This window comes from Rhizobium sp. CBN3 (assembly GCF_030518245.1).
Lineage (GTDB): Bacteria > Pseudomonadota > Alphaproteobacteria > Rhizobiales > Rhizobiaceae > Rhizobium > Rhizobium aethiopicum_A.
Map to the genome: position 1 here is coordinate 1 of NZ_JAULSE010000041.1, position 24,582 is coordinate 24,582.

Genomic DNA, 24,582 nt, shown 5'->3' on the forward strand with positions numbered 1-24,582 from the left:
AGACATGGCGACGGAGATGCTCGCTGAGGTACGAGTTCGAAACCCAAGGATGACACGCATCCCCGTCGCGCAGCCCGTTTATACACCAACGGCAACGTACAAGGATGAGGCCGGAGAGGCAACGCAGCAGCCTACCCCTCCTCCCGCATCGTGTCCCGCTGCGTGATCAGCCGGGCGCTGTGCTGGCCGCTCAGATAGATCCACAGCCAGCTCCAGGCGACGGAGAAGCGCGAGCGGGTGCCGATCAGGAAGTAGATATGGGCGAGGCCCCAAATCCACCAGGCGATCCAGCCTTTGAGCTTGATCCGTCCGAAATCGATGATCGCCGCACTCTGGCCGATCGTCGCGAGACTCCCCTGGTGCCGGTAACGGAAGGGCGCCGGCGCCGGCTTGCCCGAAAGACGCGCGCGGATGACCTTGGCGACGTAGCCGCCCTGCTGCTTGGCGGCGGGCGCGATCCCCGGTACTGGCTTGCCGTCTTCGCGGATGACCGAGGCGGTGTCGCCGATGACGAAGACATCGGGCAGGCCCGGCGCGCTCAGATCCCTTTCGACGATGACACGCCCTGCCCGGTCGGCCGGCACGTCAATCCAGCGGGCGGCCGGCGAAGCGGTAACGCCGGCCGCCCAGACGATCGTCCGGCTCGGGACGAAGGTTTCGCCGATCTGCACGCCATCGGCGCGGCATTCGGTCACCGGCTTGCCGAGGAGGACCTCGACGCCGAGTTTCTCCAGCGCCTTCTGCGCATAAGCCGAAAGCTCTTCGGCAAATGTCGGCAGCACCCGCGGGCCGGCCTCGACCAGCACGACGCGGGTTTTGCGCGTGTCGATATTGCGGAATTCCTTCGGCAGCGTGAAATGCGCAAGCTCGGCGATGATGCCGGCAAGCTCGACCCCGGTCGGTCCAGCGCCGACGATGGTGAAGGTTAGCAGCGCGTCGCGTATGGCCGGATCGGCCTCCATCTCCGCCTTTTCGAAGGCGAGCAGCACCCGCCGGCGGATCGTCGTCGCATCCTCCAACGTCTTCAGGCCGGGCGCCACCGGCTCCCATTCGTCACGGCCGAAATAGGCATGCGTCGCCCCTGTCGCCAGCACCAGCGTGTCGTAACCCAGAGTCATGCCGTTGCGTAGGGATACCGTCTTCGCGCCGCTGTCGACATCGGTGACCTCGCCGAGCAGCACCGTCACGTCGGGCCGTTCGGCATAGAGGCGGCGGATCGGCCAGGCGATTTCCGAGGTGGAGAGAATGGTCGTCGCCACCTGATAGAGCAGCGGCTGGAAGAGATGATGGTTGCGCCGGTCGACGAGCGTAATCTTCACGCCTGCGCCCTTCAACCCGTTGACGAGCTGCAGCCCGCCGAAACCGCCGCCGACAACGACGACGTGATGATCGCTCATGCCCTGCCCCTTCTCCGCCATTTTGCTGAAAGCCAATGTGGGCTTCGGCGCAAAGGTTGCAACTGCCGTTTTGGAATGCCTCCCCTGCACCGATCGCAGTCGACAGAGCGTGCGCGCAAAACTCCGCCTGCAGCCCAAGCCTGCGAAGCTTGCGGAGCGGAAATCACACAAAGTTATTAGCCGTCCGAGCGGATCATCTCGTTGGTCGGCCTGAACCAGTTCACGGCGCCGATGCGCAAGTGCCGATCAATAGGGACCGATGCACTGTCGACGGGGTCCATAATAGGGCTGGAAGGTATTATCGAAAGCCCTGTACGAACGATAACGCGCGTAGCACCAGCTCACATGACTGCCCCCCCGCCCATAATAGACGGTCGATCCATAGTTCCGATAGGGCGGAGCATAATACCGGCCATAGGAGCGGTAGGGCGACCCATAGTATCGGTAAGGCGAGCCATAATACCGGTAAGGCGAGCCATAATAGCGGTACGGTGAGTCGTAATAGCCGTAAGGCGACCCGTAATAGCGGTAGGGCGAGCCGTAATAAGGCTGTGACAATGCGCTGCCGATGATGGTGCCGACGGCTAGACCGCCTAAGGCCCAGCCCCAGTTATCTCGTCGATGATGTCCGCCTCGGCCACGCCATCGTACTTGCTCTATCTGCTGCTGCTGTGCCTCGATCTTGGGTGGGTTCATAGCCGGAAACGCCTGAGCGGGCGTGATGCCAGGGGCACCTATGATCAAGCATAACGCGGCGACGGTTAGCTTTCTCATGACTGTTCTCCTCTATCCTCCAACTGGAGGAAATATCCTCCCCTCCTCCTGAACCAAAGGTGAACGCAATATGTCGAAAAACGTTCCGTACCGGGACAAATGAATCGCTATCGCCGGCGCTAGAGATTATCGGCTCCGCCTGCAATCGTGCTGGGCGCCCGGACCAGAGAAGTTTTCTCCGGCATGAAAAAGCGACGAATATCTCCGTCGTTCATACTGCCATGCCTCGGCACATGACTTTTCATCGGGCGTAACCCACGGGTATCGCCATTCCATGCTTCAACTCTTCCATCGAGATCGAAGCCGAGACGTCGAAGAGTTCCAGCTTGCGCACGATTTGCTTGTAGATCACGTCGTAGTGCTCGACGCGCGGCAGCACGATTTTCAGGATGTAATCGTGGTTGCCGGTCAACCGGTGCGCCTCGACGATCTCGGGAATATCGCTGATGATCCTGCGAAAACTCTCCGTCCACTCGTCTGAATGATGGGCTGTCTTGACCAGCGCAAAGACCGTCGTCGGCACCCCCATCCTTTCGCGGTCGAGCACGACGATGCGCCTGGCGATATAGCCGGTCTCCTCCAGTCGCTGAATGCGCCGCGAGCAGGCCGAGACCGAAAGCGCCACACGTTCGGCCAGATCGGTCACGGATATGCCTGCATCCGTCTGCAGCATGTCGAGAATACGTCTGTCGCGATCGTCCAGCATGTGCGTGAAGTCAGCCTTGCGCCTTGAACTTGCGCCATCTTACCACACCACGCAAAATAGCGGCACAAATTCCGCGTGAAGAACAAACAAAGCAAACATGTCGCGCCGGAAATACGGCATGATCTTCGAAACTCAAAGCATGGGAGCATAAAGAGATGGAAACGATCGGCCTGATCGGCGGCATGAGTTTCGAAAGTTCGGCGGTCTATTATCGCCTGGTCAACGAGATGGTACGCGCCCGTAAGGGCGGCCTCGCCTCGGCCGAGATCATCCTGCACTCGGTCAATTTCGAAGAGATCGTCGCCCTTCAGAAGGCCGGTGACTGGGGGGGCGCCGCCCGCCGCCTCGGCGATGTTGCCGAACGCCTTCAGGCTGGCGGTGCCGGCTGCGTCCTCATCTGCACCAACACCATGCACCTGATCGCCGAGGAGGTCGCGGCAAGGATTTCCGTGCCGCTGATCCACATCATCGACGAGACAGCGACATCGCTGCATGCCGCCGGCCGCAAGCGCCCGCTGCTGCTCGCCACCCGTTACACGATGGAGCACGGCTTCTACGCCGACCGTATGAAGAGCCTTGGCCTCGACATCATCGTGCCCGACGCTGCCGACCGCACCACCGTGCACGACATCATCTTCAACGAGCTCTGCGCCGGCAGGGTGCGCGACAGCTCGCGCGAAAAGCTCATCGATATCATCGACCGCGCCATGGAAAACGGCGCTGACAGCATCATCCTCGGCTGCACCGAAATCTGCCTGATCCTCGATCCCGACCGTCTGCCGCTGCCGGGCTTCGACACGACGGCGATTCATGCCCGCGCGGCGGTCGAATTCGCCCTTGGCGCCGAGGAAGAGGCGGAAGAGGAAGCAGCCTGACGTGGCTGACAATTTAGTTGACTCAGTCAAATAAATGTATGACAAAGGTCTTCATAGGGAGACTTTGTCAGTGTGTTGACACAGTCGGCCAACCCTTCTTTCGTCATGCTCGGGCTTGTCCCGAGCATCTGCTTCCCGTCGATAGGGCAGCAGATCCTCGGCACAAGGCCGAGATGACGACGAGCGAGGAGCGGGCCTTGTCAGCAGTCTTGCGAGATCTCACCCTGGAGATCACCATGTCCGACATCGCCCTCATCGAAACCGCCCGCGACTTCAACCGCTTCTACACGAATTTCCTTGGCCTCCTGAACAAGGCCTATCTCGACTCGCCCTACACACTGACTGACGCCCGCATCCTCTTCGAAATCGGCTCACATGCAGGCGTCAGTGCCACCGCACTCGCCCGCGACCTGCATCTCGACCCGGCCTATCTCAGCCGCATCCTCAAGCGTTTCCGCGCCGAAGGGCTGATCGAGACCAGCCCCGACCCGGCCGACCTGCGCAGCCAGATCATTAATGTCACCGACCAAGGACGAGAAGAGTTCGAGGAACTCGGACGGCGCGCCAATGCGCAGATCGCCGCCCGTTTCGACACGCTCGCAATCGGGGAGCCGAAGGCGGTCGTCTCGGCCATGAACACGATCCGCGCCCTGCTGGACCCGGCTGCGAAGCCCGCGCCGGCGATCATCCGCGCCCATCGCGCCGGCGATATCGGCTGGATCGTCGAGAGCCAGAGCCGCTTCTACACCGAGGAATATGGTTGGGACCTGCGCTTCGAGGCGCTGGTCGCCGAAGTCGCCAGCAAATTCCTCGCCAATTTCGATCCCGAGAAGGAATATTGCTGGATCGCCGAGCGCGGCGGCGGCAATGTCGGCTCGATCCTCCTCACCAATGGCGGCGACGGCATCGCCAAACTGCGCCTGCTCTATGTCGACAAATCGGCACGCGGCCTGGGGCTCGGCAAGCTGCTGGTCGACGAATGCATCCGCTTTGCCAGGCAGAAGGGCTATCGCCAGCTTTCGCTCTGGACCAACGACATGTTGGAGGTGGCCCGTGGCATCTACGTCAAGGCCGGTTTCCGCCTTGTCTCCGAGGAGAGACATAAGATGTTCGGCCCTGAGGCGAATGGCCAGACCTGGGTGCTCGATCTCTGAATTTGCTGCATCGCAGAAATTCTGCTTGATTTGGAAACGATCATTCCCTAATTAGGGGCCATGAACGCTGCCGACCTCACATCAGATCAAAAAAACCGCAGCCGCGGCCGTCCGCGCGAATTCGATATGGACGCAGCCCTGGATGCGGCCCTGCGGGTCTTTTCCGAGCGCGGCTACCACGCCACCTCGATCAGCGAGCTGGCCGAGGCGATGGGCCTTGCCTCGGGCAGCATCTACAAGGCGTTCAAGGACAAGCGCGGCGTCTTCATCGCCGCCTTTGCCCGTTATCGCCAGCTCGGCCGGCGGCGCCTGGAAGCGATGATCGCGTCGGCAGAAACAGGCCGCGAAAAGCTCTTTCAGATGGTGATGTATTATACGGAGCTCTCGCATGGCGAGGCCGGCCGCAAAGGCTGTCTCGTCGTCGGCGGTGCCAATGACTTCGCCCTGCTCGACGATGAAACAGCCGCCCATGTCGCCACTGCCTTTGCCGCTGACGAGAAGCTGATGGCCGATCTCATCCGCATCGGCCAGGCCGACCACACCATCCCGAAGACGGTGGACCCTGATGCCGCTGCCCTCGCCTTTCTCTGCTTTACCAAGGGCTTGCGCGTCATCGGCAAAACAGGACGCAGCAGGCAGGAGATGGTTGCCGCAGCCGAAGCGGCGATGAAGCTCATGACCTGAGCGGGTACGCCCAGACGATCGAAATAGTGGCATCCGCTCAAGGATCGGGTGGCCGCAGCCAGCATTTTTGCATTCAATTCTCACGATCTTTGAATACCGGAGTTTCTGATGAGCATTTCAGCCACCACGCCGGATAAAGCCATTCCACGCGCACTGTCCCCCTGGCTCACCTTCCTTTTTGCCGCCGCCTGCGGGCTGGTGGCCGCCAATCTCTATTACGGCCAGCCGCTTGCCGGCCCGATCAGCGCCGATCTCGGCTTCTCCCCTGCCGCAACCGGCCTGATCGTCACGCTGACGCAGATCGGCTACGGCCTCGGCCTGCTGCTGATCGTGCCGCTCGGCGACCTCACGGAAAACCGCCGGCTGGTGCTGCTGCTGATCGCCATCTCTGCCGTGGCACTGATCGGCGGCGCCCTGTCGACGACGCCTGCGATGTTTCTCACCGCCTCGCTCTCCATCGGCCTCGCCTCGGTCGCCGTTCAGGTCCTCGTGCCCTTTGCCGCCAACATGGCGCCGGATGCCACACGCGGCCAGGTCGTCGGTAATGTCATGAGCGGTCTGCTCTGCGGCATCATGTTGGCGCGGCCCTTCGCGAGCTTCGTCGCCGAGGCCTCCTCCTGGCACATGGTCTATTATGTCACGGCAGCGTTGATGCTCGTGCTCGCCATCGTGCTGCGCGCCAACCTGCCGGTCCGTATGCCGAGGACGAAGCTCGGCTATGGCGAACTGCTGGCCTCCATGGCCCATCTGGCCCTCACCTCACGGGTGCTGCAGCGCCGCGCCCTTTACCAGGCCGGCATGTTCGGCGCCTTCAGCCTGTTCTGGACGACGACGCCGCTGCTGCTCGCGAGCCCGGCTTTCGGCTTGACGCAGAACGGCATCGCCCTCTTTGCCCTTGCCGGTGCCGCCGGCGCCGTCGCCTCGCCAATCGCCGGCCGCCTTGCCGACCGCGGCATGACCAGGATCGCCTCGACGATCGCCATGCTGCTCGGCATGGCCTCCTTCCTGATCAGCCACTTCGCAAGTAACGGCTCGCTCGCCGCCCTGATCCTTCTCACCGTTGCCGCGATCATGCTCGATTTCGGCGTCACGACCAATCTCGTCTGCGGCCAGCGCGCCATTTACGGCCTTAACCCGGAACATCGCAGCCGGCTGAACGGCCTCTTCATGGCCACCTTCTTTGCCGGCGGCGCGCTCGGCTCGGCGCTCGGCGGCTGGGCCTATGCGACCGGCGGCTGGACAATGACGGCGTGGATAGGCTTCGCCTTCCCTGCGCTGGCCTTCCTGCTGTTCCTGACGGAAGGGCGTGGCAACAAAGCCTAGAGCATGTCTTGCAAAAGCGTGCAGCGGTTTTGCGATAAAGACATGCGGAAAAACAAAGACCTAAAGCATGATAGCGAATCTGAAAGATCGCGACATGCTTTAGCTCTCTGCAGAATCGAAGCGCGAGCGGGCGTCACGAACCGCTTCGTGGTTCGCTTCTGCCCAATTCAAGAGCTGCGACAGCGGCTGGTAGAGCGAGCGGCCAAGATCGGTCATCGAATATTCAACGCTCGGCGGCTTGGTCGGGAACACTTCACGATTGACATAACCATCCCTCTGCAGGTCGCGCAGCGTCTGCGTCAGCATGCGCTGCGAGATATCGGGGAGCATCCGCCGCAACTCGCCGAACCGGCAAGGCCGAGCCGCCAGTATCTCGAGCAATAGGGTCGACCATTTGCCGCCGATATGCTGCATCATGTCCCTGACCGGGCAGTTGGAAAAATCGAGACCGGCGAGATCGATCTCGCGCCGCATCCCGGGCATCCTGTTCTTCAGACTGAGGACCTCGCCGCTCATCTGCTGGTTCCCTTTTGGTAACGTACAGCCGAAAAACTGCCTCCTTTACACCGCGAAGTCAATTCCTATTCTAGTGTTAGTCTCTTTCTGAGACCACCGTCAAACGCAGAAGGAAATGACGTATGAGCGAAACCATCCTGGTCACCGGCGCCGCCGGACAGCTCGGCCAGCGTGTCATCCACCACCTCATCGACACCTATAAGGTCGCCCCGCGCAGGATCGTCGCGGCGACGCGCAGCCCGGAAAAGCTCGCAGAGCTGGCGAACAAGGGCGTCGTCACCCGCAAGGCCGATTTCGATGATGCGGCCAGCCTGGAGAAGGCCTTCGCCGGCGTCGACCGGCTGCTGATCATCAGCACCGACGCGCTTGATACCCCCGGCAAGCGCCTCACCCAGCACAAGGCTGCCGTCGCTGTCGCCGCCAAGGCAGGCGTCAAACACATTGCCTATACCTCGATGCCGGCCCCGGACAATTCACTCGTCATCTTCGCACCCGACCACCTCGGCACCGAAAACGCTATCAAGGCAAGCGGCATCGCCTATACGATCTTCCGCAACGCCTGGTATCACGACAATTACCTGCACGGCATGCCGCACAACCTGCAAGGCGGCAAATGGTACAGCGCCACGGGCGACGGCAAGATCTCGACCATTGCGCGCGATGACTGCGCCCTGGCGATCGCCGCAGCCCTTGCCTCCGGCACCTCCGAAAGCGCCACCTATACGCTGACCGGCACTGAACTGCTGACCAACCGGCAGGTCGCCGCCACCGTCTCCGGGGCAGCCGGCAAGCCGCTTGACGTGGTCGACGTCAATGACGAACAGCTCGGCCAGGGCATCCGCGGCGCCGGCCTCCCCGGCTTCATCGCCGACATGCTGGTCTCCGCCGACGCCAACATCCGCGCCGGCAGATTCGAGATCGTGACTGAAGACTTCACCAAGTTGACGGGTAAACAGCCGCAGCCGCTGAAGGATTTCTTCGTGGCGCATAAAGGTGCGTTGACGGCTGCTGGCGGCGCTGGGGGTCATTGAGCGTTCTGCTTATCCCTGCGCTTGCCGCAGGGATGCAGAGCGAGTGAGGAAGCTTCAGCTCGAATGAGTGGCTCACGGCGCGGACGCGCCGTGCGTGAATTCCTGTAGCATCGCGCGGTAAAGCCCCGAGGACAGGAATAACGAAGGAGAGGGAGTGCCGTGTGACACCCCCCTCTGCCCTGCCGGGCATCTCCCCCACAAGGGTGGAGATTGGCAGGAGGTGGGACCATCGCTCCCTCGCTACCGTAGCGCGGCAGCTATAAGGTAGTTGTTTGGAGAAGCCATCTCGCCCAGCCGATCTCCCTCGTTGTGGGGGGATGTCCGGCAGGACAGAGGGGGGTAACCCCAGGCGCTACCGATGCGACGGCAAAACCAGTTGATACCGCCGTACCGTCGCTTGACGCCTTCCTCAAACCTTCTGCCCACAAGCCCTGCAGAACCGCCGCACCGTTTCCGCCATGCCATATTCCAGCGCATCGGCAGTCAATCCATGGCCGATGGAAACTTCGGCAAGATTGGGAATGCGCTTCACCAGATCAGGCAGGTTTGCGACTGTCAGATCGTGCCCGGCATTGACGCCAAGACCGATCGCCAGCGCCGCGTCAGCAGTCTTTCCCAGCGCTTCGAGGATGGGAGCCGCCCGCTCCGGCGCGTCGTAGCAGCCGCCATAGGGGCCGGTATAGAGTTCGATCCGGTCGGCGCCGACCGCCTTGGCGATCTTGACCGCTTCCGCATCGCCGTCGCCGTCGGCAAAGAGCGAGACCCGGCATCCCATCTTTTTCAACCGCGCGACGACATCGGTGAGGAACGCCTGGTGTTTGCGGAAGTCCCAACCGTGATCGGAGGTCGCCTGCGAGGGATCATCCGGCACCAGCGTCACCTGCTCGGGTGCGGCGCCGGCACAGAGTTCGAGGAATTCATAGGTGGGATAACCCTCGATGTTGAACTCGGCCTTCGGGAATTCGTCATCGATCAGGTTACGGATAACAGGCAGGTCGGAAAATCTTATATGGCGCTGGTCGGGGCGCGGATGCACCGTCAGACCGCTGGCGCCTGCGGCTAGGGCGATGCGCCCGAGCGCTTCGACGCTCGGCCAGGGCAGATCGCGCCGGTTGCGCAGCATGGCGATGGCATTGAGGTTGACGGAGAGCTTGGCTGGCATGGCGGATTACCCATCGATCTCGAAAGCGGAAGGCCCGCTTGTAAGCCAACAGCCCAACAATGGCCAACGAGAATCGTAGATGAGTGCGACGCCGATTGTTGATGGATCTGCATTACAGCAGTGAAGGAGGTACGAGATGTAGCATTTCCCGCCGCTTGCGAAGAAAGCCTTCCGATGCGTCAGCGCCGCGCGTATCTTGCCAGAACCTTCGCGCACTGCCTGCAAAGCACGCCGTCGCGTTGCTATCCCATTTAAAAGAGATTATTTTTAGCACTTCTAAAAAAGATCGTTCGCGCATAACGTGGACATTGTGTCGCGTAAACGTAGGCCGCGTACTGCTTCTTTCCCATGTAAGACGCTCAGAGGAAACCCCACTCGCCGCGACCGGGAAGCAACTGGCAAACCGCATGAGGTGCAACAAGATGCCCTAGGAGGGTTCATGCCAGACGGTTCCAAACGCCTGTTTGCTGCCGCCGGTATCGCTTCGGAGGCCCGGTCGAAATACCGGTTCCTGCCTTCGGCCGCGCTGCCGCCGGATCTACCGGAAGGTCCGGTGCCTATCGCCGATATGGCCAATGCATTCGGCGTTACGCACAGGACATTGCATTTCTACGAAGAAAAGGGATTGATCTCGGCCAATCGCATCGGCCTGATGCGGGTCTATGGCCAAGACGACGTGATGCGCATGGCTGTCATCACAGTCTGCCGCGAGACGGGCATGCCGATCGCGGTTATCCAGGAGTTGATGGACGAACTTCGCAACGCCGATTCGCAGGAATCGGCCGAGGCGATGTTTCGCGAGGCCTTGCAGGTGCGCAAGCGCGAGCTGACGGCCGAAATGTCGACGCTGCACCGCCAGCTCCAGCAGGTCGGCGATCTCCTGGATTTCGACGACGGCATGGAGACGCAGCCGCTCAACGACAATCAGGACAGTTCCAACCTGACCGCGCAGGAACGCCGTTGCCTGGAACTGATGGCAGAGGGCTATTCCACCCAGCGCATCGCTCGGGCGCTCGACCTGAAGCATGACGAAACCAGGGATATCGAAGCCGGAATCATCCTGAAATTCCGCGCCAATAACCGTTTTCAGGCGATCGCCAAGGCCGTCCTGCTCGGCATCGTGCAAGCTTGACGCACAGACAACGCCCCGATGCCGCCACCGTCCCTTCCCCATCTTGATCGAGATCGCCAGCCGCGATCGGCATCAGCGCACGATCGTCAGCGTCTCCGCCGCGCGTGTGATCGCGGTGTAGAGCCAGCGTTCCCGCGTGTCACGAAAAGCCCAGCTCTCGTCGAAGAGCACGACGTCGTTCCATTGCGAGCCCTGCGCCTTGTGGACGGTCAGAGCATAACCATAGTCGAACTCGTCATAGCGCTTGCGGGTGTTCCAGGGAATCTCGCCTTCGACATCCTCGAAGGCCTGTTTGAGCAGCTTGATCTTGGCCGCACCGCGATCCATGTCGTCGTCTTCGGGACGGACGAGGAGATTGATGCCGGGCTTCGTCGTTTCCTTCGACGAGGTCATCACCTGCCAGAGCGAACCGTTGAGCAGGCCCTTGGCCGGATCGTTCCGCAGGCAGACGAGCTTGTCGCCGGTCTGCGGATAATCGGCGGAAAAACCCTTCAATTCGCGCAGGCGCTGATTGTAGCGCCGCCGCGTCCTGTTGGTGCCGACGAGCACCTGGTCGGCGTCGAGCACGAGTTGCTGCGTCACCTCGTTCTTCGAAATCACCTTGGCCGTGCCGTAGTCGCCATACATGATCTCGTTGCCTTCGCGCACCTGCATGGCGAGCTTGATGATCGGATTGTCGCGCGCCTGCCGGTGGATATCCGTCAGAAGGTAATCCGGCTCCTGATTGGTGAAGTAGCCGCCGCCCGAAACGGGTGGCAGCTGGCCGGGATCGCCGAGCACCAGGATCGGCGTCCCGAAGCTCATCAGGTCTTTGCCGAGCGCCTCGTCCACCATCGAGCATTCGTCGACGATGATCAGCGCGGCCTTCGCCACCGGGCTCTGCCGGTTGATCGAAAACATCGGCGCGATCGAGGTCTTGCCGGTTTCCTCGTCTTCCACCGCCTCCTCGCCGCGCGGGCGATAGATCAGCGAATGGATGGTCTTGGCGTTGGAGGCGCCGCGGGATCTCAGCACCTGCGCCGCCTTGCCGGTGAAGGCGGCAAACAGAACGTCGCCATCGACATTCTCGGCAAAATGCCGGGCAAGCGTCGTCTTGCCCGTTCCGGCATAGCCAAACAGGCGAAAGAGCGGCGAGCGCCCTTCGTTCAGCCATTTCGAAACAGCCTTGAGGGCTTCGTCTTGTTGCGGCGCAAATTGCATGATCAGACGACTTGGCAGGATTCGCCTGACTTAGGCAAGGCGGAAACTGACGCGGCACGGCCGATGGCCGCAGATCCTTGCACTCACCGGTCCCAGCCCCGGTCCACCCCGCCTGCGCACATCGACGGGTCCTGCCCCATCGCATCGATCAGAAAATCCAGAACCGTCTTGACGCGCAGCGGCATGTTACGTCGTGAGGGATAGACGACGGTGACCGGCAGCCGGCTCGGCTGGAAATCCTTCATCACCGGGATCAGCCGGCCGGCGGCGATATCGGGCTTGGCGATGATGTGGGAGAGCACCGCAAGGCCCGCGCCGGCAACGGCTGCCCTGTGGATGGCGACGGCGTTGCAGGCGGTCAGCCGCGGCGAGATCCGGACGGTCATGTCTTCCGAGCCGTTCGAGAAGGACCATATGTTGGCCTCGCCTGCCCTGCTGTAGCACAGGCATTCATGGTCCTTGATGTCCTTCGGGACGCGCGGCGCCGCCCTGCGTGCGAGATAGGCGGGAGACGCGACGAGGAAGGCCATCGTCCAGCCGATCCGCCGGCAGACGAGGCTGCTGTCGGCGACCGGGCCAAGGCGTACTTCGAGGTCCAGGCGCTCCTCGATCATGTCCGAGCTCTGCTCCCTGAAAAGCAGCTCGACCGAGAGCTTCGGATGTGCAGCGAGAAGATCGCCCAGCCGCTCGCTGAGATAGAGGCCGAGCGGCGCGGGGACACTGAGCCTGACCTTCCCCGAAGCGATCGCTCCATCCGATCCCGCCGCATCGCCGAGCTCTTCCACCGCCTCGAGAATCCTCAGTGCCATCGGCAGCATCCTCTCCCCCTCCGCCGTCAGCGAAAGGCCGCTCGTCGTGCGATGCAGGAGGCGCATATTGAAATGGCCTTCGAGCGCCGCAACCTGCCGCGAGACTGCCGGCTGCGTGACGTCGAGATCATGCGCGGCGGCTGAAAACGAGCCCGTCTCCACGACGCGCTGAAAGGTCCGTAATGCCGAAACGATATCCATCCCCTCCTCCTCATACTTTTGCGCATAGGCTTTATGCGGCAAGACTAAGCGAGAATGGCTTTATAGTCCAGCGATTAAGGATATCTTCTATCCATAAGGATATCAAATATCCTTAATTAAAGGAGAAAGACATGACCCAGCGATTGAACTACGCCCAGCAGTCCCCCGAGCTATTCAAGAAATTTATGGAATTCAGCATGGCGCTTCGCAGCAGCGTGATCGACGAGAAGCTGCAGGCCCTGGTCGAAATCCGCGCTTCGCAGATCAACGGATGCGGCTTCTGCCTCGACATGCATGTGAAGCAGGCCAAAATCCTCGGCGAGAGCGAGTTGCGGATCTATCACGTCGCTATCTGGCGGGAATCGAACCTGTTCATTCCCCGCGAGCGCGCCGCGCTGGCCTGGACCGAAGCCCTGACGAAACTGCCGGAGGGCGGCGTTCCCGACGAGATCTATGAGCGGGTTCGCGGCCAGCTTTCCGAAAAGGAAATCTCCGACCTGACCTTCGTGGTCATGGCCATCAATGCCTGGAACCGCGTCAATGTCGGCTTCAAGACCGTGCCCGGCACGGCCGACAAGGCCTACGGTCTCGATAAGGCGGGTCTGAACTAACCCTCGCAATTCATTGAGAAGATTCAATTTTGACGCTGCCGAGCCCCGGCAGCGAAGGGAGATCGTTATGAAAATCGTCGTCATCGGCGGAACCGGCCTCATCGGTTCGAAAACTGTCGAACGCCTGCGCAAGCGCGGCCATGAAGTGATTGCCGCCTCGCCGAACTCCGGCGTCAACACGATCACCGGAGAGGGGCTGGTGGAAGCGCTTGCCGGCGCCCAGGTCGTGCTCGACCTTGCCAATTCGCCCTCCTTCGAGGACAAGGCCGTGCTCGAATTCTTCGAGACCTCGGGACGCAATCTTCTCGCTGCCGAGAAGGCCGCCGGCGTCAAGCACCATATCGCCCTTTCGGTCGTCGGCACCGAGCGCCTGCAGGAAAGCGGCTATTTCCGCGGCAAGCTCGCCCAGGAAAAGCTGATCGAGACCTCGGGCATTCCCTATACCATCGTGCATTCGACGCAGTTCATGGAATTCCTGAACGGTATCGCCCAGTCCGGCACGGTCGGTCAGACGGTCCGCCTGTCGCCGGCCTATGTGCAGCCGATCGCCTCCGATGACGTCGCCGACGCCATGGCCGACGTGGCGCTCTCCGCCCCCGCCAATACGACGGTCGAGATAGCAGGTCCGGAACGCGCCCGCCTCAGCGAGCTCGTCGCCCGCTACCTGAAGGCGACGAAAGACCCGCGCACCGTCGAGGCCGACGCCGAGGCGCGATATTTCGGCGCGAGACTGAACGATCAGTCGCTCGTCTCCGACGACAATCCGCGGCTCGGTACGATCACCTTCGAAGAGTGGTTCGCCAAATCGGCCCAGTCGAAGTGATCGGCTTGCCTGAGGGCGCGACCGCTCGGGCGCGTCCTCTCCACCCCAGCAACAAAGGAGATTCCCATGATCAGAGCATCGATCATCGCCGCCACCCTCGCCTTTCTCACAGCCACCGGCGCCGCCGCCCACGACAGCAGCAAATCCGCGAAGGTGACGCTCGTCTATGAGCACGAACTGCCGAACGTGCCGGGCAAGAGCATCAAGGGCGTGCTGGTCGAATACGGCCCGGGCGGCTTCTCGGAAGGCCATACCCATCCGAACTCGGCCTTCATCTACGCCACCGTGCTCGAAGGATCGATCCGCAGCCAGGTCAATGACGGCCCGGTCAAGGTCTATCAGGCCGGAGAGAGCTTTTCCGAAATGCCGGGCGACCGCCATGGCGTCAGCGCCAACGGCAGCGAGACCGAGCCCGCCCGCCTGCTCGCCGTCTTCGTGGTCGACACCGACCAGAAGGAACTGATCTTCCCGCTGCAGAACTGAAAATCCCCCGCGCAAGCCTATGCTTGCGCGGCTAGCCGACATGCTGAATCATGTGCTGCCCGCCCCTTCCGGAGACAGAGAGATGATCTACGACGCGCTGTTCGGCAAGCCGCTGATATCCCTCATCGTCGTCGGCTTTGCCGGCATCATCGTCTGGTATTTCCTCTCCAGTCAGCGGCCGACAACGCGGCTGGTGGTGCAGATCCTCTTCTTTGCGGTGATGACGCTGATCCTCGTCGGCAGCGGCATCGAACCCCACCGTTTTCAGGGATATCAGTCTGAAGACCCGCAGGCCCTGCTCGTCATCCTCGCCAAATCGCTCTGGTGGGTCCACCTGGCATGGGCCGTGATCGGTTTCATCAGGCTCTATCTGGTGCTGGAGGGAAGCCCGCGTGAGGCCCGCCTGCTGCAGGATCTCGTCATCGGCATCGTCTATATCGGCATGGCGCTCTCGGTCCTCGCTTTCGTCTTCGGCGTACCGATCGGCACTCTCGTCGCGACATCAGGCGTGGTCGCCATTATCCTCGGCCTGGCACTCCAGAACACACTCGCCGACGTCTTTTCCGGCATCGCCCTGACGCTCGGCCGGCCCTATGTCATCGGCGACTGGATCCTCTTGAGCGACGGCACGGAAGGGCGTGTCGTCGAAAGCAACTGGCGCGCGACGCACATTCTGACCAGCGCCAACAATGTCGTCGTCCTGCCGAACAGCTTTCTCGCGAAACTCGGCCTGACTAATGTCAGCCGGCCGGACGAGACCCATCTGCTGATCCTGACCGTCCGCATCGCCCCGACGCGGATGCCGGCATCGATCCGCCAGGTCATGCTCGCCGCGCTCACGAGCTGCAATTCGATTGTCCGCGAGCCTGCGCCGGTCGTCGCGTTGAAAGGGCTGGATGCCACCGGGCTTGAGGTCGAGCTGCTGTTTCGGGTGACGAGCCCCAGCCAGCGCGTGACGGCGCGAAACGAGGTGCTCGATCTCGTCTATCGCCATTGCAAATCCGCCGGCCTGCTTTTGGCCGTTCCGCCCGCGGCCCAGGTACTGACCGCCGATCTGCCGACGGAAGAAAACGCCAAGCCGCCGACCGTCACGCCGCTTGCGCTGATTGAAGCCATTCCCGTCTTTGCAACACTGACATCAGATGAGAGGCAGAGGCTCGCCGAGACCACGATTGTCCGGCAGTTCCGCAAAGGCCATGTGATCGTGCGGGAGAGCGAAATGCTGCCTTCGCTGATGATGGTGCGCGCCGGCATCATCGTGGCGCGGCGCGAAGGCGAAGAGCGCGGACGGTTTGCGCCAGGTGATTTCTTCGGCGAGACAGGCCTGCTCGCCGGCATGCAGGAAGTCTGCACCTTGGAGGCCCTGACCCCAGTGACGATCTATGAAATCGGCCAGGCGGCCTTCGCGCCGCTCCTTAGCGAACGCCCAGCGCTGGCCGAAGAGATCGCCGAAGCCCTCGCCGGCCGCGCCGAACGCTTCCGCGACGGCGTTGCCCTGCCCCCGGAACAAGCACGCAACGCGCACGCAATCCTGAAGACCATCAGGACCATCTTCAGGGCATGATCAGCCGGCACGCTGGAGCACCCATTGGAACGTGCCTTGCCAGATGTCCGCCGGCACCTCCTCGGATAAGGTGCCAACGAGATCGGAGAGCCGCACGGCTCTCAGCGTATTTCGCCAAGCCTCGTCGGCTTCCCACATGACGCGCGCAACCGCGCAAGGCTTGCTGTCGCAATAGCCTGTCGGCCGGCACGGATTGTTCTCCCGGATATTCGTACAGGTGAAGCTGCGCGCCTTTCCCTCCACCGCCTCGACAATATCAAGGAAGTTGATCTCGGAGGGGGATCTCGCAAGCCGGTAGCCGCCGCTCGGGCCGAGGGTGGTATCGACGAGCGAGGCTTGTGAAAGGCTTTGCAGCGCCTTGGAGAGATATTCCTTCGGCAGACCATGAAGCTCGGCGAGCGCCTTGGTGGAGAGATACCTGCCCTCGGGCAGGCCCGCGAGAATGGCGCAGCAATGCAGCGCCCACTCGACCTGGCTTTTCAGGATCATTCAGCAACTCGTGTGATGGCCGGTTCAGCGGTGTAATTAAGGATATAGAATATCCACAAAACGCCATGATGTAAATGACCGGCGGCGACAACGAAGACGTCCACCTCCGCCGAGCAGATCTCATCCCTCGCTGCGATTGCTCTCACGCGACCTCTCTCCAGCTTCATCCTGTAGATGCTCCGTAGAGGCCTCGAAGGACGGGGCTGGCCACCGGCGCTGGCCCCAGCAATATCTGCATGCAACAAATGCTAATCACCCTGCCCTCGTGGTTCGAGACGGCCCACGGGCCTCCTCAACATGAGGGCTGATCGGTGTGCTTGCCGCAACGCACCGTTGCCTCAACAAAACTTTCCCCCAGCCGGGAATAAAATCGCCTCGTCCCGTGTCTCATCTCAGGTATCGCAGCATTGCGTGCCCAACCTGAGGAGAGACATCATGACATCCGTGAAATTCCTGTCCGTCGCGGCCGCAGCCGCCCTTGCCGCGACCGCTGCTTTCGCCGCCCCTCCCGTCAAGGAAGTCGAATCCGCCAAGGGCAAGGTACTTGCCGGCGAAAACGGCATGACCCTCTACACCTTCAAGAAAGACACCAAGGGCGTTTCCAACTGCAACGGCGATTGCGCCAAGAACTGGCCGCCGCTGATGGCCGCTTCCGATGCCAAGGCAGAAGGTGCATATTCGATCATCGACCGTAAGGATGGTAAGAAGCAATGGGCCAAGGACGGCATGCCGCTCTATTACTGGGTCAAGGACAAGAAGGCCGGCGACATCACCGGCGACGGCGTCGGCGGCAACTGGGAACTCGCCAAACCTTGATGGCAGAGGCTCCGATCGCAAGAGGGTCGGCGTGAAGACACCTGCACCCGAAACGTTCGAGGGCCAGATCCTGGCCCTCCTGCCCTCGCTCAGGCGCTATTCGCGCAGCCTGACGCGCTCGGATGCCGACAGCGAGGACTTGCTCCAGGACTGTGTCGAGAAGATCCTGACGCGCCGCGGCCAATGGCGTGGCCTCAATCTGCGCGGCTGGGTCCTGACCATCATGACCAATCTCTATCGCAACGGCCGGCGCGGCAAGGCGCGCGACGGCCTGGTCGAGCTCGACGCAGCAGAGAATATGGCCGCTCCAGAACCGCCGGCCGATCCGCTGGAGCGCGCCCGGCTCGACGATGCGCTGAACAGCCTTTCTGAGGAGCACCGCGCCGTGCTGATGCTCGTCGTCATCGAGGGCTATAGCTACAGCGAGGTCGCCACCGCCCTCGATATCCCGATCGGCACCGTCATGTCGCGCCTGTCGCGCGCCCGTCGGCGCGTGGCCGAGCACCTGAAGGCCGATAACGTGATTACGCTTCGGAGACCGAAATGAACGAGACCAACCCGATCGTCACCGAAGCCGATCTCCACGCCTATGCCGATGGGCAGTTGCCGGAAAGCTCGCGTGCCCGCATCGAGGCCTACCTCGCCGACAACCCGGATGAAGCCGCGATGATCGCCGAATGGCAGGCGCAGAACTCAGGCATCCGTTCCCTCTTTGCCGGGTATGAGAAGGCCAGGGACACTGATCCCCTGCTGGTCGCGCCCCCACGCGCGGTCGCGCCCACGCGGAGGCGCTGGGCACTCGCAGCCGCAATGCTCGCCGTCTTCGCCCTCGGCGCCGTCAGCGGCCATTACGGACCAACCCTTCTGGAAAAGCCCGAATTGCAGCTTGCCGGCTTGGAAACTTTGCCGCAACAGGCAGAGACCGCCTTTACAGTCTATGCCGCCGAGGTCCGCCATCCCGTCGAGGTCTTCGCCGACGAGGAGGCCCATCTCGCCATCTGGCTTGGCAAACGCTTGGCAATCGAGAACCTCAAGATCCCGAACCTGCAGCCGCTCGGCTTCAAGCTGGTCGGCGGTCGCCTGCTGCCGGTCGATGGCCGGCCAGGCGCGATGTTCATGTACGAGAACCAGGCCGGCGAGCGCCTGACCGTCATGGTCGGCCGCAACACGGAAAACCGCACGACGAGCTTCCGCTTCGCCTCGTCGGGCAATCTCGAGACCTTCTATTGGATCGACGGCGAACTCGGCTACGCCGTCACCGGCGAAATCTCGCGCGAGACTCTGCGCGCGGTGGCCGAGGAGTGCTATCGGCAGTTCCCGTCATGAGCTTTAGCGCAGCGGATCGTTGGCAAGTTCGATCGGCTTGCCATGCGGCGTCGCTTCCGCCGCCCGCTGCCAGCTCTTCTGCAGATCGAGGATGGCGGATGCATTCGCCACGCCGCGACTGACCAGCATGTCCGAAAGCGCCGCCACCCAGCAGTCGAAATAGTCGCCGCCGTCCTCGGCCCGGCCGGGCTGATGCAATTCGTTTGAGAGAGCAGCTGCCCACTCGCTCCAGGAAAACAGCCCCTTCTCATGCAGATGCACGGTCATGGCGAAGGCTTCAGCCGCCCAGGGCTCAGGGAAAACAGGATCACCCTCCGGCGACTTCGGTAGGCCCGGCGATTGGGAGAGCTGAGAGGGTATTTCACACACGCTCAAGATAGCTCTCCCATGCATCGATCGATACGGTCAGCGACGGGTCCGCACCCTCGCCCCAGACCTCAGTGCCGTCGAAGACGACGGTATAGAGCCATTGCGGGTTCTCGCCCTTGCCATGCGCATTGTCGTCGGGAAAGACGAAGGAACCCTGCACCGCTTCGACGACGCCAGTTTTGGCTCTGGCATAACGCGGCAGGCGCGTATGGGTGGCCGGATTGAAATTCCTCGTCCGCACCGTCTCGCCGACAGCAAAGAGCGGCGCGGCCTCGACAGGACGATCGCATGGCCGGCCTTTGGCAAGAACCGCCGGCACCATCTCTGCCTTCAGCACCCGCTTGGGCGCCGCCCCATCCTGCAGCCTACGCCCGGACAGCAATTCCTCGCGCGTCGCAAAACCGTGTCGTTCGAGCAGGATCTCGATGCCGCGAATCCAGATCTCGTAATAGCTCGCCGCGAGATAATCGGCCGGCGGAATGTTTTCGCGCGCATGCCGGCTTTCATCGATCGTCCAGGCCCCGAAAGCGCCGCAGGAAAGCGTGATGCCGAGCGCCCGCTTTTCCCATTCGGCATGGAAATAGGGCTCGTCCTTCTCAGGCGCGACCGGCCCGAAACCCATCTGCCCGCCGAGATCGTGCGGTCCATTCATGACAGAGCCTCCGGGCTGCCTGCGATCGCCGTCCCGATCATCGCGTCGCGGCTGACGAGACCGGCCAATGCGGGCTCGTCCATGCCTTTCGTATCCTTGGGCCGCTCGGGGATCACGAGATAACGCAACTCCGCCGTTGAATCCCAGACGCGGATCTTCTTTTCTTCAGGCAGCACCAGCCCGAACTCGGCCAGCACGCCACGCGGATCGAGGACGGCGCGCGAGCGATAGGCCGGAGCCTTGTACCAGACCGGCGGCAGGCCGAGCACCGACCAGGGATAACAGGAGCAGAGCGTGCAGACGATGAGGTTATGGGTCTCGGCCGTATTGAAGACGGCGCGCATATGCTCACCCTGCCGGCCGGTAAACCCAAGGCTCGCAATCGCCGCCGTCGCATCGCGCTTCAGCCAGTCCGCGAATTGAGGATCGCTCCACGCTTTCGCGACGACACGCGCGCCGTTCCGCGGCCCCACCTTCGTCTCATAAGTCTCGACGATCGCATCGATCGCCGCCGGATCGATCAACCCCTTCTCCGTCAGCAGCGTCTCCAGCGCTTTGACGCGCGCCTGCATGTCGGAATAGTGGTTGTCGTGATCGTGCCCGTGATCGTGATTGTGGTCGTCGTGCAAGGCAGTCTCCTCCCAAACGGCGTCTTGCTCCCTCTTCTCCCCAGCGGGGAGAAGGTGGCCCGAAGGGTCGGATGAGGGGGCCGCAGGGCACACCCGTCATTGTTGCCTTCGCTGACGCTTCGTGCATTCGTGGCCTGTGCCGCTCACCCCCTCATCTGCCTGCCGGCATCTTCTCCCCGCTGGGGAGAAGCGGAATCGCGGAGATGTCTCGCCCTTCATGGAAACGTCTTCTCCCCTTCTATCACACCCCACGCCCCCGCCAAGCCCTCCTATCCCGCTCAAACTTTTCCGCTAATCTCCTGCCATGAACATCCTGATTCTCGGCGCAACCGGCTTCATTGGCTCCGTCGCCGCGGCCCGACTCGCGGCCGATGGGCATGCCGTGACCGGGCTCGGCCGCAATCCCGCGCGGGCGAACCTGAAGCAGCCTGACATAAACTGGCGGCGGGCCGATCTCTCGCGCATGACGAAGCCTGAGGATTGGGAGAAGCTCCTGAACGACCAGCATGTCGTCGTCAATTGCGCCGGCGCGCTGCAGGATGGCCTGTCGGACGATCTGGCGGCCACTCAGGCGGATGCAATGCTGGCGCTCTATGCCGCCGCGAAACGCTCGCGCCCCCTGATCATCCAGATATCGGCAAGGACGGCGGGCGCGGCTGGAGACCTTCCCTTCCTCGCCACCAAGCGGCGAGCCGACGAGGCGCTGGCGGCAAGCAGCCTGCCTCACCTCATCCTGCGCCCTGCCCTCGTTCTCGGCCGCAATGCCCATGGCGGCTCGTCGCTCATCCGGGCGCTGGCCGCCTTCCCGCTGGCGCTGCCACTCACTCATGCGCAAAGCCCGGTCGAAACGCTTTCCGTGGATGACGTGGCGGAGGCCGTGTCGCAGGCGGTTGCGGGCGATCTGCACGGGGATATCGTTCTTGCCGCCGACGAGGTGCTGACGCTCGCCGATCTCGTGCGCCTGCACCGGCAATGGCTGGGCCTGCCGCCGGCCCGCGTCTTTTCCCTTGCGCCTTGGCTTGCGCGGCCCGTGACCTGGCTCGCCGATGGCGCGGGCCTGCTCGGCTGGCGTTCGCCGCTGCGCTCGACGGCAATGACCGTCATGTCCGAAGGCGTCAAAAGCGCGAAGGCGGAGAGTGGCCCTGCCGCGACATCAGCTGCGGCAACGCTTTCGGCCAATCCCTCCGGCGTGCAGGATCTCTGGTTCGCCCGGCTCTATCTCCTGAAGCCGCTCGTCATAGCGGGCCTGTCGGCCTTCTGGCTGCTCTCCGGCCTAATCCCTTTGCTGGCGGTGCAGAAGGCCTCCGCGCATTTCCTGCCCTTCATGCCAGCGGCGGCGGCAATGGCGCTGACGCTTGTCACCTGCCTCATCGACGTCGCCCTCGGCGCCGCCGTCCTTGTCCGCCCGCTCGCCGAACGCGCCCTCCTCGGCATGCTGGCCGTTTCGTTGGCCTATCTCACAGGCGGCACACTTCTCGAACCGGCGCTCTGGCTCGATCCGCTCGGTCCGCTCGTCAAGGTACTGCCGTCGATCCTGCTGACGCTCACGGCCCTTGCCACCCTGGATGAACGCTGATGCTCGAGCAATGGCTGCTGCTTGCCCATGTCATCGGCGCGACCGTTCTCTTCGGCACCGGTGCCGGCATCGCCTTTTTCATGGTGATGGCGCACCGCACGTGCGATCCCGCCTTGATCGCCCATGTCGCCGCGACCGTCGTCATCGCCGACACCATCTTCACGGCGACCGCTGCGCTTCTCCAGCCTGTAACCGGCTATTTGCTGGCGCGGTCGATCGGCTGGGACCTGTCGGAGGGCTGGATTGCGCTGTCGCTGCTGCTCTATGTCGTCACCGGCCTGTTTTGGCTGCCGGTCGTCTGGATCCAGATCCAACTGCGCGACCTCGCCCACGCGGCGGCAAGCTCGGGAAGCGCCCTGCCGTCCAGCTATCACAGCCTCTACCGCGTCTGGTTCGTGTTCGGCTTTCCGGCTTTCTCGGCCGTTCTCGGTATTTTCTGGCTGATGCTGACGAAACCGTCGATTGCGCTATTTTAGCATCGGCCAGAGGCTCGCCACCAGAAGCACGGCCATGCTGATATTGAACCATTTCAGCCGCACCGGATCGGAAAGCCATTCCCTGAGCGCCGAACCGAAACCTGCCCAGGTCGAGACACTCGGCACGTTGACCACCGCGAAAGCCAGGCCGACGATCAGCACACTGGCGAGGTAAAGCTCGGGATTGGTATAGGTCGCCATCGCGGTCACCGCCATCACCCAGGCTTTCGGATTGATCCACTGGAAAGCCGCCGCCGAAAGGAAGGACATCGGCGCCGCACTGCTCTTGCCCTCGCTGAGCGAGCGCGACGAAGCGATCTTCCAGGCAATCCAGACGAGATAGGCGCCGCCCGCAAACTTCAGCGCCGTATAGACCACGGGCATCGTGTGCAGCAACGCCCCGAGCCCGAAACCGACGCCGATGAGCAGCGAGAAGAAGCCGGCACCGATGCCGAACATATGCGGGATCGTCCTCCGGAAGCCGAAATTCACGCCCGAGGCGAAGAGCATCATATTGTTCGGGCCCGGTGTAATCGACGTCGTGAAGGCGAAGAGAACGAGGGCGAGAAACGTATCCAGCGGCATGCGACCTCCCGAAGCGGCTTTTTCCAGCAGCCCACTTTATTTAGGTCAGCATAACTGCCCTAAATCGCCGATGCCATTGCATCATTGTCATGGTGACAGGATTACTTGAAAGATGGCGACGCGGCCCAATCTCTTGAGCAGGAAGGAGAGCCATGCAGGACGACCCCATCCCCTCCGTAAAATTTCCGAACGGCATAGCCGTGCCGGCACTCGGCCAAGGAACCTGGGCTATGGGCGAGGATGCCGGCCATGCCAGGGCCGAGATCGAAAGCCTCAGAGCCGGCATCGATCTCGGCATGACGCTGATCGACACCGCCGAAATGTATGGCGACGGCGGCGCCGAGGAGATCGTCGGCCGGGCGGTCAAAGGGCGACGCGACGAGGTCTTCATCGTCAGCAAGGTCTACCCCTGGAACGCCAGCCTGAAAGGCACGATCGAGGCCTGCGAGCACAGCCTCGAACGCCTCGGCACGGATCGTATCGATCTCTATCTCCTGCACTGGCGCGGCAACTACCCGCTCGCCGAGACCGTCGCCGCCTTCGAGATGCTCAAGGCCTCCGGCAAGATCGGCGCCTGGGGCGTCTCCAACTTCGATACCGACGACATGGAGGAACTGCTTGGCGTGCCCGACGGCGCCAATGTCGCCGCCAACCAGGTGCTGTATAACCTCACCCGCCGCGGCGTCGAGTTCAACCTTTTGCCCTGGTGCCGGAGCCGCGGCATCCCCGTTATGGCCTATTCGCCAATCGAGCAGGGACACGTCCTCCATCATCCGGAACTAATTCACATCGCCAAGGCCTACCAGGCGACACCCGCCCAACTGGCGCTCGCCTTCCTCCTGAAACGCGACGGCGTCATCGCCATCCCGAAGACCTCGAATGCCGAACGCGTTCGCGAAAACCGCGACTGTATCTCGCTTGATATCACCGAGGAGGATCGGCAAGCGCTCGACGCCGCCTTCCCGCCGCCGTCCAGGAAAAAGCCGCTGGAGATGCTGTGAGCGCGGCGCTTGCCCCTGCCGGCACCTTGCGGGGAGAAGGGAACACGCCGCAAACCCTTCGTTCCCTTTGACAGCTCGTTTGGCACGTCCCCTCTCCCCGTCAGAACGCAGGGCTGTCCGGGGAAAGTTCTGGGTGAATCGAAATGCCGCAGGCGCATGCCCCGTCAGACGGAGGTTTTCCGTCTATTTTCTGGTTGTCGAGACTCAGAAAAAGGAAC

Annotated in this window: 28 protein-coding genes; 16 read left to right on the top strand and 12 right to left on the bottom strand. The window is 62.4% G+C overall.

The window, feature by feature from the left end; genetic code table 11:
• Nucleotides 1-131: 131 nt before the first annotated feature.
• The 3 genes from QWJ46_RS29530 to QWJ46_RS29540 form a co-directional block, all read right to left on the bottom strand.
• Nucleotides 132-1,397, bottom strand: a complete 1,266-nt coding sequence (locus QWJ46_RS29530) for an NAD(P)/FAD-dependent oxidoreductase (protein ID WP_302756004.1) — start codon at nt 1,395-1,397, stop codon at nt 132-134.
• 246 nt (nt 1,398-1,643) lie between these two features.
• Nucleotides 1,644-2,171, bottom strand: a complete 528-nt coding sequence (locus tag QWJ46_RS29535; protein ID WP_184459951.1) for a BA14K family protein — start codon at nt 2,169-2,171, stop codon at nt 1,644-1,646.
• 241 nt (nt 2,172-2,412) lie between these two features.
• Nucleotides 2,413-2,877, bottom strand: a complete 465-nt coding sequence (locus QWJ46_RS29540; protein ID WP_302756007.1) for an Lrp/AsnC family transcriptional regulator — start codon at nt 2,875-2,877, stop codon at nt 2,413-2,415.
• A 155-nt stretch (nt 2,878-3,032) separates the two neighbouring features.
• Between QWJ46_RS29540 and QWJ46_RS29545 the strand changes: the two genes are divergently transcribed.
• From QWJ46_RS29545 to QWJ46_RS29560, 4 genes are all read left to right on the top strand, one after another.
• Nucleotides 3,033-3,752, top strand: a complete 720-nt coding sequence (locus QWJ46_RS29545) for an aspartate/glutamate racemase family protein (protein ID WP_302756009.1) — start codon at nt 3,033-3,035, stop codon at nt 3,750-3,752.
• Between the two features lie 236 nt (nt 3,753-3,988).
• The gene (locus QWJ46_RS29550; RefSeq protein WP_184459992.1) at nt 3,989-4,906 is read left to right on the top strand and encodes a bifunctional helix-turn-helix transcriptional regulator/GNAT family N-acetyltransferase; all 918 of its coding nucleotides are present in this window, start codon (nt 3,989-3,991) and stop codon (nt 4,904-4,906) included.
• A 60-nt stretch (nt 4,907-4,966) separates the two neighbouring features.
• Nucleotides 4,967-5,590, top strand: a complete 624-nt coding sequence (locus QWJ46_RS29555) for a TetR/AcrR family transcriptional regulator (RefSeq protein ID WP_184459954.1) — start codon at nt 4,967-4,969, stop codon at nt 5,588-5,590.
• A 108-nt stretch (nt 5,591-5,698) separates the two neighbouring features.
• Nucleotides 5,699-6,913, top strand: a complete 1,215-nt coding sequence (locus tag QWJ46_RS29560) for an MFS transporter (RefSeq protein WP_184459955.1) — start codon at nt 5,699-5,701, stop codon at nt 6,911-6,913.
• Between the two features lie 99 nt (nt 6,914-7,012).
• Here the strand turns inward: QWJ46_RS29560 and QWJ46_RS29565 are convergent, their stop codons facing one another.
• Entirely contained in the window at nt 7,013-7,429 is a 417-nt protein-coding gene (locus QWJ46_RS29565) for a helix-turn-helix domain-containing protein (RefSeq protein ID WP_184459956.1), read from the bottom strand.
• A 122-nt stretch (nt 7,430-7,551) separates the two neighbouring features.
• On the opposite strand from QWJ46_RS29565, the gene QWJ46_RS29570 reads away from it, so the two are divergent.
• The gene (locus QWJ46_RS29570) at nt 7,552-8,460 is read left to right on the top strand and encodes an SDR family oxidoreductase (RefSeq protein ID WP_184459957.1); all 909 of its coding nucleotides are present in this window, start codon (nt 7,552-7,554) and stop codon (nt 8,458-8,460) included.
• A gap of 409 nt (nt 8,461-8,869) precedes the next feature.
• On the opposite strand, the gene QWJ46_RS29575 is transcribed toward QWJ46_RS29570, so the two are convergent.
• Nucleotides 8,870-9,622, bottom strand: a complete 753-nt coding sequence (locus QWJ46_RS29575) for a pyridoxine 5'-phosphate synthase (protein ID WP_302756016.1) — start codon at nt 9,620-9,622, stop codon at nt 8,870-8,872.
• A gap of 439 nt (nt 9,623-10,061) precedes the next feature.
• Here QWJ46_RS29575 and QWJ46_RS29580 point away from each other — a divergent pair, with 439 nt between their 5' ends.
• Nucleotides 10,062-10,754 carry a MerR family transcriptional regulator gene (locus QWJ46_RS29580; RefSeq protein WP_184459959.1) on the top strand — a complete coding sequence of 231 codons (693 nt, stop codon included), beginning with the start codon at nt 10,062-10,064 and terminating at the stop codon, nt 10,752-10,754.
• A gap of 72 nt (nt 10,755-10,826) precedes the next feature.
• Here QWJ46_RS29580 and QWJ46_RS29585 read toward each other — a convergent pair whose 3' ends face one another.
• Both QWJ46_RS29585 and QWJ46_RS29590 read right to left on the bottom strand, forming a co-directional pair.
• Nucleotides 10,827-11,954, bottom strand: coding sequence for an ATP-dependent RecD-like DNA helicase (locus QWJ46_RS29585; protein WP_088391568.1), 1,128 nt, complete (start codon nt 11,952-11,954; stop codon nt 10,827-10,829).
• A gap of 83 nt (nt 11,955-12,037) precedes the next feature.
• Nucleotides 12,038-12,964, bottom strand: a complete 927-nt coding sequence (locus QWJ46_RS29590) for a LysR family transcriptional regulator (RefSeq protein ID WP_302756019.1) — start codon at nt 12,962-12,964, stop codon at nt 12,038-12,040.
• A gap of 131 nt (nt 12,965-13,095) precedes the next feature.
• Here QWJ46_RS29590 and QWJ46_RS29595 point away from each other — a divergent pair, with 131 nt between their 5' ends.
• From QWJ46_RS29595 to QWJ46_RS29610, 4 genes are all read left to right on the top strand, one after another.
• On the top strand, nt 13,096-13,575 hold the full coding sequence (locus tag QWJ46_RS29595; RefSeq protein WP_085778718.1) for a carboxymuconolactone decarboxylase family protein: 480 nt from the start codon (nt 13,096-13,098) through the stop codon (nt 13,573-13,575).
• A 67-nt stretch (nt 13,576-13,642) separates the two neighbouring features.
• The gene (locus QWJ46_RS29600) at nt 13,643-14,398 is read left to right on the top strand and encodes an SDR family oxidoreductase (protein WP_302756020.1); all 756 of its coding nucleotides are present in this window, start codon (nt 13,643-13,645) and stop codon (nt 14,396-14,398) included.
• 66 nt (nt 14,399-14,464) lie between these two features.
• Nucleotides 14,465-14,881: a cupin domain-containing protein gene (locus QWJ46_RS29605; protein ID WP_302756022.1), complete on the top strand. Its 417-nt coding sequence runs from the start codon at nt 14,465-14,467 to the stop codon at nt 14,879-14,881.
• A gap of 82 nt (nt 14,882-14,963) precedes the next feature.
• Nucleotides 14,964-16,445, top strand: a complete 1,482-nt coding sequence (locus QWJ46_RS29610) for a cyclic nucleotide-binding domain-containing protein (protein ID WP_302756024.1) — start codon at nt 14,964-14,966, stop codon at nt 16,443-16,445.
• Here the strand turns inward: QWJ46_RS29610 and QWJ46_RS29615 are convergent, their stop codons facing one another.
• A complete protein-coding gene (locus QWJ46_RS29615) occupies nt 16,446-16,934 on the bottom strand; it encodes an Rrf2 family transcriptional regulator (RefSeq protein WP_302756026.1) in 489 nt (162 codons plus the stop codon). It abuts the gene before it with no gap.
• Nucleotides 16,935-17,369: 435 nt separating this feature from the next.
• Between QWJ46_RS29615 and QWJ46_RS29620 the strand changes: the two genes are divergently transcribed.
• Genes QWJ46_RS29620 through QWJ46_RS29630 form a run of 3 tightly spaced genes read left to right on the top strand, consistent with a single transcriptional unit; the run spans nt 17,370 to nt 19,076 of the window.
• Nucleotides 17,370-17,750 (top strand): hypothetical protein, encoded by a 381-nt coding sequence (locus QWJ46_RS29620; protein ID WP_184459964.1) that lies wholly within the window; start codon nt 17,370-17,372, stop codon nt 17,748-17,750.
• 31 nt (nt 17,751-17,781) lie between these two features.
• The gene (locus QWJ46_RS29625) at nt 17,782-18,297 is read left to right on the top strand and encodes an RNA polymerase sigma factor (protein ID WP_302756029.1); all 516 of its coding nucleotides are present in this window, start codon (nt 17,782-17,784) and stop codon (nt 18,295-18,297) included.
• Nucleotides 18,294-19,076: an anti-sigma factor gene (locus QWJ46_RS29630; RefSeq protein ID WP_184459966.1), complete on the top strand. Its 783-nt coding sequence runs from the start codon at nt 18,294-18,296 to the stop codon at nt 19,074-19,076. The genes QWJ46_RS29625 and QWJ46_RS29630 overlap by 4 nt, the downstream gene beginning before the upstream one ends.
• 3 nt (nt 19,077-19,079) lie before the next feature.
• Here QWJ46_RS29630 and QWJ46_RS29635 read toward each other — a convergent pair whose 3' ends face one another.
• The 3 genes from QWJ46_RS29635 to nthA are packed head-to-tail and all read right to left on the bottom strand — an operon-like array spanning nt 19,080 to nt 20,669.
• Nucleotides 19,080-19,451 carry a nitrile hydratase accessory protein gene (locus QWJ46_RS29635; protein WP_302756031.1) on the bottom strand — a complete coding sequence of 124 codons (372 nt, stop codon included), beginning with the start codon at nt 19,449-19,451 and terminating at the stop codon, nt 19,080-19,082.
• Nucleotides 19,438-20,097, bottom strand: coding sequence for a nitrile hydratase subunit beta (nthB, locus tag QWJ46_RS29640; protein WP_302756033.1), 660 nt, complete (start codon nt 20,095-20,097; stop codon nt 19,438-19,440). Before nthB ends, QWJ46_RS29635 begins: the two co-directional genes overlap by 14 nt.
• Nucleotides 20,094-20,669, bottom strand: coding sequence for a nitrile hydratase subunit alpha (gene nthA, locus QWJ46_RS29645; RefSeq protein ID WP_302756043.1), 576 nt, complete (start codon nt 20,667-20,669; stop codon nt 20,094-20,096). The genes nthB and nthA overlap by 4 nt, the downstream gene beginning before the upstream one ends.
• 361 nt (nt 20,670-21,030) lie before the next feature.
• Between nthA and QWJ46_RS29650 the strand changes: the two genes are divergently transcribed.
• Both QWJ46_RS29650 and QWJ46_RS29655 read left to right on the top strand, forming a co-directional pair.
• Nucleotides 21,031-22,302 (top strand): SDR family oxidoreductase, encoded by a 1,272-nt coding sequence (locus QWJ46_RS29650; protein ID WP_302756035.1) that lies wholly within the window; start codon nt 21,031-21,033, stop codon nt 22,300-22,302.
• A complete protein-coding gene (locus QWJ46_RS29655) occupies nt 22,302-22,778 on the top strand; it encodes a DUF2269 domain-containing protein (RefSeq protein WP_302756037.1) in 477 nt (158 codons plus the stop codon). The genes QWJ46_RS29650 and QWJ46_RS29655 overlap by 1 nt, the downstream gene beginning before the upstream one ends.
• Here QWJ46_RS29655 and QWJ46_RS29660 read toward each other — a convergent pair.
• Nucleotides 22,770-23,363, bottom strand: coding sequence for a LysE family translocator (locus QWJ46_RS29660; protein WP_302756038.1), 594 nt, complete (start codon nt 23,361-23,363; stop codon nt 22,770-22,772). The genes QWJ46_RS29655 and QWJ46_RS29660 overlap by 9 nt on opposite strands.
• Nucleotides 23,364-23,515: 152 nt before the next feature.
• Here QWJ46_RS29660 and QWJ46_RS29665 point away from each other — a divergent pair, with 152 nt between their 5' ends.
• Entirely contained in the window at nt 23,516-24,364 is an 849-nt protein-coding gene (locus tag QWJ46_RS29665) for an aldo/keto reductase (protein WP_302756040.1), read from the top strand.
• Nucleotides 24,365-24,582: the final 218 nt, after the last annotated feature.

Excerpts from the sequence above, each read along its gene's own strand:
- QWJ46_RS29530 (WP_302756004.1), bottom strand. The coding sequence starts at position 1,397 with ATGAGCGATCATCACGTCGTCGTTGTCGGCGGCGGTTTCGGCGGGCTG.
- QWJ46_RS29535 (WP_184459951.1), bottom strand. The coding sequence starts at position 2,171 with ATGAGAAAGCTAACCGTCGCCGCGTTATGCTTGATCATAGGTGCCCCT.
- QWJ46_RS29540 (WP_302756007.1), bottom strand. The coding sequence starts at position 2,877 with ATGCTGGACGATCGCGACAGACGTATTCTCGACATGCTGCAGACGGAT.
- QWJ46_RS29545 (WP_302756009.1), top strand. The coding sequence starts at position 3,033 with ATGGAAACGATCGGCCTGATCGGCGGCATGAGTTTCGAAAGTTCGGCG.
- QWJ46_RS29550 (WP_184459992.1), top strand. The coding sequence starts at position 3,989 with ATGTCCGACATCGCCCTCATCGAAACCGCCCGCGACTTCAACCGCTTC.
- QWJ46_RS29555 (WP_184459954.1), top strand. The coding sequence starts at position 4,967 with ATGAACGCTGCCGACCTCACATCAGATCAAAAAAACCGCAGCCGCGGC.
- QWJ46_RS29560 (WP_184459955.1), top strand. The coding sequence starts at position 5,699 with ATGAGCATTTCAGCCACCACGCCGGATAAAGCCATTCCACGCGCACTG.
- QWJ46_RS29565 (WP_184459956.1), bottom strand. The coding sequence starts at position 7,429 with ATGAGCGGCGAGGTCCTCAGTCTGAAGAACAGGATGCCCGGGATGCGG.
- QWJ46_RS29570 (WP_184459957.1), top strand. The coding sequence starts at position 7,552 with ATGAGCGAAACCATCCTGGTCACCGGCGCCGCCGGACAGCTCGGCCAG.
- QWJ46_RS29575 (WP_302756016.1), bottom strand. The coding sequence starts at position 9,622 with ATGCCAGCCAAGCTCTCCGTCAACCTCAATGCCATCGCCATGCTGCGC.
- QWJ46_RS29580 (WP_184459959.1), top strand. The coding sequence starts at position 10,062 with ATGCCAGACGGTTCCAAACGCCTGTTTGCTGCCGCCGGTATCGCTTCG.
- QWJ46_RS29585 (WP_088391568.1), bottom strand. The coding sequence starts at position 11,954 with ATGCAATTTGCGCCGCAACAAGACGAAGCCCTCAAGGCTGTTTCGAAA.
- QWJ46_RS29590 (WP_302756019.1), bottom strand. The coding sequence starts at position 12,964 with ATGGATATCGTTTCGGCATTACGGACCTTTCAGCGCGTCGTGGAGACG.
- QWJ46_RS29595 (WP_085778718.1), top strand. The coding sequence starts at position 13,096 with ATGACCCAGCGATTGAACTACGCCCAGCAGTCCCCCGAGCTATTCAAG.
- QWJ46_RS29600 (WP_302756020.1), top strand. The coding sequence starts at position 13,643 with ATGAAAATCGTCGTCATCGGCGGAACCGGCCTCATCGGTTCGAAAACT.
- QWJ46_RS29605 (WP_302756022.1), top strand. The coding sequence starts at position 14,465 with ATGATCAGAGCATCGATCATCGCCGCCACCCTCGCCTTTCTCACAGCC.
- QWJ46_RS29610 (WP_302756024.1), top strand. The coding sequence starts at position 14,964 with ATGATCTACGACGCGCTGTTCGGCAAGCCGCTGATATCCCTCATCGTC.
- QWJ46_RS29615 (WP_302756026.1), bottom strand. The coding sequence starts at position 16,934 with ATGATCCTGAAAAGCCAGGTCGAGTGGGCGCTGCATTGCTGCGCCATT.
- QWJ46_RS29620 (WP_184459964.1), top strand. The coding sequence starts at position 17,370 with ATGACATCCGTGAAATTCCTGTCCGTCGCGGCCGCAGCCGCCCTTGCC.
- QWJ46_RS29630 (WP_184459966.1), top strand. The coding sequence starts at position 18,294 with ATGAACGAGACCAACCCGATCGTCACCGAAGCCGATCTCCACGCCTAT.
- nthB (WP_302756033.1), bottom strand. The coding sequence starts at position 20,097 with ATGAATGGACCGCACGATCTCGGCGGGCAGATGGGTTTCGGGCCGGTC.
- nthA (WP_302756043.1), bottom strand. The coding sequence starts at position 20,669 with ATGCAGGCGCGCGTCAAAGCGCTGGAGACGCTGCTGACGGAGAAGGGG.
- QWJ46_RS29650 (WP_302756035.1), top strand. The coding sequence starts at position 21,031 with ATGAACATCCTGATTCTCGGCGCAACCGGCTTCATTGGCTCCGTCGCC.
- QWJ46_RS29655 (WP_302756037.1), top strand. The coding sequence starts at position 22,302 with ATGCTCGAGCAATGGCTGCTGCTTGCCCATGTCATCGGCGCGACCGTT.
- QWJ46_RS29660 (WP_302756038.1), bottom strand. The coding sequence starts at position 23,363 with ATGCCGCTGGATACGTTTCTCGCCCTCGTTCTCTTCGCCTTCACGACG.
- QWJ46_RS29665 (WP_302756040.1), top strand. The coding sequence starts at position 23,516 with ATGCAGGACGACCCCATCCCCTCCGTAAAATTTCCGAACGGCATAGCC.